Origin of the sequence: Streptomyces sp. NPDC058221, from assembly GCF_042882365.1 — a bacterium.
Classification (GTDB): Bacteria; Actinomycetota; Actinomycetes; order Streptomycetales; family Streptomycetaceae; genus Streptomyces.
Genome location: NZ_JBHVWF010000278.1, coordinates 1 through 4,258 on the forward strand (window position 1 = coordinate 1; position 4,258 = coordinate 4,258).

Consider the following 4,258-nt stretch of genomic DNA (forward strand, 5'->3'; position numbering starts at 1 on the left):
CGACGTACTGGTGTGGAACCAGGGCCAGGCGCGGGCCGCCCGCGGTCTGCCCAGGCTGCTGGGCGGCCGCCAGGCGTACCTCTTCTTCCCGCTTCTCGCGCTGGAAGGCTTCAGCCTGCACGTCGCCGGGGTCAAGGCACTGGCGGACCGTTCACTCAAACAGCGGGGGGCGGAAGGCGCATTGCTGATCGCGCACTTCGCGCTCTACCTGACGGCGCTCCTGCTGGTCCTGCCGCCCGGCAAGGCGCTGGCCTTCCTGGCCGTGCACCAGTGCCTGTTCGGCATCTACCTGGGTTCCATCTTCGCCCCCAACCACAAGGGGATGCAGATGCTCTCGGGCGACGACCTCCCGGACTTCCTGCGCAGGCAGGTCCTCACGTCCCGCAATGTGCGCGGGGGCTGGTTCACCGACATCGCGCTGGGCGGGCTGAACTACCAGATCGAGCACCATCTCTTCCCCAGCATGCCCACGCCGCAGCTGCGCAAGGCGCAACCGGTCGTGCGGCGCTACTGCCAGGAGCTCGGGCTGACTTACACCGAGACGGGGCTGATCGGCTCCTACCGGCAGGCCCTCGGCAGTCTGCACCGGGCCGGAGCACCGCTCAGGGCGGCAGCCGACCAGGGGTGAGCACGCGCGGGGCCGGCGGCAGCCGCCTCCGGCCCACGAACGCGACGCTCCGGAACGGATTCAGGCGGGCGCCACGAGTTCCGCGCGAAGCCGCCGCAGGGTGGCGTCCGGAATGCGCAGCCCGTCGCGCGCATAGCCGCCGAGCCCGCCCCAGCGCTCATCCATGGCGTCCAGTGCCGTGTCCAGATAGCGCAGGCGGACCTCGATGATCGCGGACGCGATCTCCGGGTCGCCGCCCGCGTCGAGGAAGCTCTGCACATAGGGCCGGAAGGCGATCCGCACCACGGGGTTCACCGCCAGGTACTCGGCTCGCACCACATCCCGGGAAGCGCCCAGCAGGAGCAGCAGCAGGGCGGCGGCCCAGCCCGTGCGGTCCTTGCCCGCCGTGCAGTGGAAGAGCACGGGGCGCGCGGCACCGTCGGCGGCCGTGTCGACGAAGGCCCGGTATGCGGCCGCGGCCCGCGGCGAGAGCACCATCTGGCGGTACGTTTCCGCAAACATCTCCTCGGCCTTTCCACCGCCGAGCAGCCGCTCCGCCTCGACCGGGTCGGCGAGCAGCGACCGGAGTCTGGCGGGCACCACGCCGGGGTTGTCCCCGAGCACATCGGCGACGAACAGCCGGGCCCCGGGCGGCAGCCGGTCGGGGGCCGACGCCCGTTCGTCAGCGGTGCGCAGATCGACGATCGTCCGGATACCGAGTGCGGCCACCGCGGCGTCGTCCGCCGGTTCCAGCCCGCTCAGCTGCCCGGAGCGCAGCACCTGGCCCGGCCGGACCCGACGGCCGTACTCCAGGGCGATGCCGCCCAGGTCACGCAGATTGAGCACCGAGACTGCCGGGACGGCCCTGACGGTTTGCACGATGAACTTCCTCTTTTCCCGACACGTATCCGAATTGATTTCGGCTTGGCCGGATCAAAAGTCGCATGAGGTCGAGAAACCGACAAAGTAAAACGCCGGGGATGATCGATTGGGCAGGCCTGGATGCGCGGGGGGAAATACTCGAACGTCACCAGCACCTCCGGCCCGCACCGCTACAGGGATGCACCGGCGTGGACAACAGGCCGGCCGCAGGTGCGGCGAAGCCCGCACGGATGACACAAGAGAGGGACGTGGCGCATTGGACACATCCTCCGGCGCCGAGTCATCGATATTCCGCCACGGCGGACGGCCGGTACGTGCGCGGCCTCGGCTGTGCCGGCCGGACTCATTCCGCCAGGAGTCTCTTCTTCTGCTCCGCGAACTCGGCATCGGTGAGGATGCCCTGCTTCTTCAGCTCCGCCAGCCGCTCCAGCTGACTGATCACGTCGTCCGGGGCCGGTTCGGCGGCAGGCTGCGGCGGGGCTGTCTGCTCGGCGTCCCGTTCGGCGAACCTCGTCTGTTGACGCTGTTGAACCCGGCCGCTGACGGCGGACGCCGTGCCCGCGACCACGGCCGTGCGTGCCGCCGCGCCGAGCAGGCCGGGCCCGCGGCGGTTCATTCCGGGTCCTCGAAAAATCGGCATGTCGTACGCCCTTCCGGTGCGGGTCGGTGTCAGCGGGCAGAACCGGTGGCGGACACGGCCGCCTCCGCGACCTCGGCGGGGATCCGCTCGTGTGCGACGAGCTGTCCGCCCGACGCCCTGACGGCCTCGGTGAGCGGCACCGCCCAGAGGTCCTCCCAGACGATCAGCGCCGCCGAGCTGCCCGGTGGCACTCTCTCGCCCAGCTGCCGGATGTCGTCCTCGTTGAGCATCCCGCTGACCTCACCCTCGACCCGCTCGTACGACACGAGGTCGTCGGGGTCGAGGTCGTCCAGCTCGACAGTCTCGATCGTGCCGTCGTCGGCCCGGTACACAAAGGTCAGGTCGAGGATCCGCACCGCCTTCGACGCGACCGCCTCGGCCAGCGCCGGGGCGATCGCACCGGTGAACCGGCTGCCGGGGAAGGCGACGACGAGGTACTCCACTGGTCCGACAGCCACGGGGTGTCCTCTCCGGAGGGATGGATTGCCAGCAGCATAACTTCGGTCATTTGTTGCTGCACTACGACAAATCACCCATCGGCATTCTGGGAAGAGGTCGGGGCGAGTCGCACCCCACGGGTGTTACTCGACAGTACGTAAAGGATCAAGTGCGCGGGGAGAGGGCAAGGTCACAGGCCGCGCCTCTGCTGCTCTTCTGAGGCCTGCCCTAGCATCTGGGCATGACGGTCCTGCCTGCTGACGGGCTTTCGTTGGCCGCCGAATTCCCTGACCCCGCCCATGAGCAGTGGCAGAGCCTCGTCGAGGGTGTGCTGCGCAAGTCGGGCAAGGACGTTTCGGGTTCGGCCGCCGAGGAAGCACTGTCCACCACGGTGGAGGACGGGCTCATCACCCGCCCCCTCTACACCTCGCGCGACGACGCGCCCGATGCCGGTCTCCCGGGCTTCGCCCCCTTCACTCGCGGCAGCACGCCCGAGGGAAACACGGCGGGCGGCTGGGGCGTACGGCAGTGGCACTGCACGCCGGATCCCGCCCGGCTGAACGAGGCCGCACTCGCGGATCTGGAGAACGGTGTCACCTCCTTGTGGCTGACCGTGGGAGACGCCGGCGGTGTGCCGGTCTCCGGTCTGGCCCGGGCGCTGGACGGCGTGCACCTCGACCTGGCTCCGATCACGCTGGACGCCGGGTCCGAACTCGACGCCGCGGCAGATGAGTTGCTGCGCCTCTACGCGGAGCGGGGCGTATCGGCGCAGTCCGCGCGCGGCAGTCTCGGCGCGGACCCGCTGGGGCAGGCGGCCCGCAGCGGCGCCGCACCGGACCTGGCCTCCGCGGTCCGCTGGGCCCGGCGCTGCGCCGGTGAGTACCCCGGACTGCGGGCACTGACCGTGGACGCGATGCCGTACCACGAGGCAGGCGGCTCGGCCGCCCAGGAGCTGGGCAGCTCGCTGGCCACCGGAGTCGCCTACCTGCGGGCGCTGACCGAGGCCGGACTCGGTGTCGAGGAGGCCTGCGCGCAGCTGGAGTTCCGGTACGCGGCCACCGCCGACCAGTTCCTGACGATCGCCAAGCTGCGGGCCGCACGCAGGCTGTGGGCGCGGGTCGCCGAGGTCTGCGGCGCGGTGGAGGCCGGCGCACAGCGTCAGCACGCCGTGACCTCGCCGGTGATGATGACCCGGCGCGATCCGTGGGTGAACATGCTCCGCACGACACTGGCCTGTCTGGGCGCGGGCGTCGGCGGGGCCGATGCGGTGACCGTGCTGCCGTTCGATCACGCGCTCGGCCTGCCGGACGCGTTCGCGCGGCGCATCGCGCGCAACACGTCGACGATCCTGGTGGAGGAGTCACATCTGGCCCGGGTCATCGACCCGGCGGGCGGCTCCTGGTACGTGGAGCGGCTCACCGACGAACTGGCGGACGCGGCTTGGGCGTTCTTCCAGGAGATCGAGCGGGCGGGCGGTCAGGCGGCCGCACTTGACTCCGGAATGCTCGCGGAGCGTCTCGCGGCCACCTGGGTGGCGCGCAAGAAGAACCTGGCGCGGCGCAAGGAACCCATCACCGGCGTCAGCGAGTTCCCGCAGCTCGCCGAGCGCACGGTGGAGCGCGAGGCCGGGCCGGCCGCCGCCGCACCGGGCGGTCTGCCGGTGGTCCGCCGGGACGAGGCGTTCGAGGAGC

Annotated in this window: 5 protein-coding genes; 2 read left to right on the forward strand and 3 right to left on the reverse strand. The window is 70.9% G+C overall.

Translation table 11 applies throughout. From position 1 onward, the window contains the following. On the forward strand, nt 1-628 hold a 628-nt coding region (locus ACFVW8_RS38530), incomplete at its 5' end, for a fatty acid desaturase family protein (RefSeq protein ID WP_389698614.1). Nucleotides 629-688: 60 nt separating this feature from the next. Here ACFVW8_RS38530 and ACFVW8_RS38535 read toward each other — a convergent pair. The 3 genes from ACFVW8_RS38535 to ACFVW8_RS38545 form a co-directional block, all read right to left on the reverse strand. Continuing rightward, the gene (locus ACFVW8_RS38535; RefSeq protein ID WP_389698616.1) at nt 689-1,486 is read right to left on the reverse strand and encodes a tyrosine-protein phosphatase; all 798 of its coding nucleotides are present in this window, start codon (nt 1,484-1,486) and stop codon (nt 689-691) included. 346 nt (nt 1,487-1,832) lie between these two features. Continuing rightward, nucleotides 1,833-2,105, reverse strand: a complete 273-nt coding sequence (locus ACFVW8_RS38540; RefSeq protein ID WP_389698618.1) for an SHOCT domain-containing protein — start codon at nt 2,103-2,105, stop codon at nt 1,833-1,835. 53 nt (nt 2,106-2,158) lie between these two features. Further along, entirely contained in the window at nt 2,159-2,572 is a 414-nt protein-coding gene (locus tag ACFVW8_RS38545; RefSeq protein ID WP_389698622.1) for a DUF6325 family protein, read from the reverse strand. Nucleotides 2,573-2,808: 236 nt separating this feature from the next. Here ACFVW8_RS38545 and ACFVW8_RS38550 point away from each other — a divergent pair. Further along, a partial coding sequence (locus tag ACFVW8_RS38550; RefSeq protein WP_389698620.1) for a methylmalonyl-CoA mutase subunit beta occupies nt 2,809-4,258 on the forward strand: 1,450 nt, incomplete at its 3' end.

Excerpts from the sequence above, each read along its gene's own strand:
- ACFVW8_RS38540 (WP_389698618.1), bottom strand. The coding sequence starts at position 2,105 with ATGAACCGCCGCGGGCCCGGCCTGCTCGGCGCGGCGGCACGCACGGCC.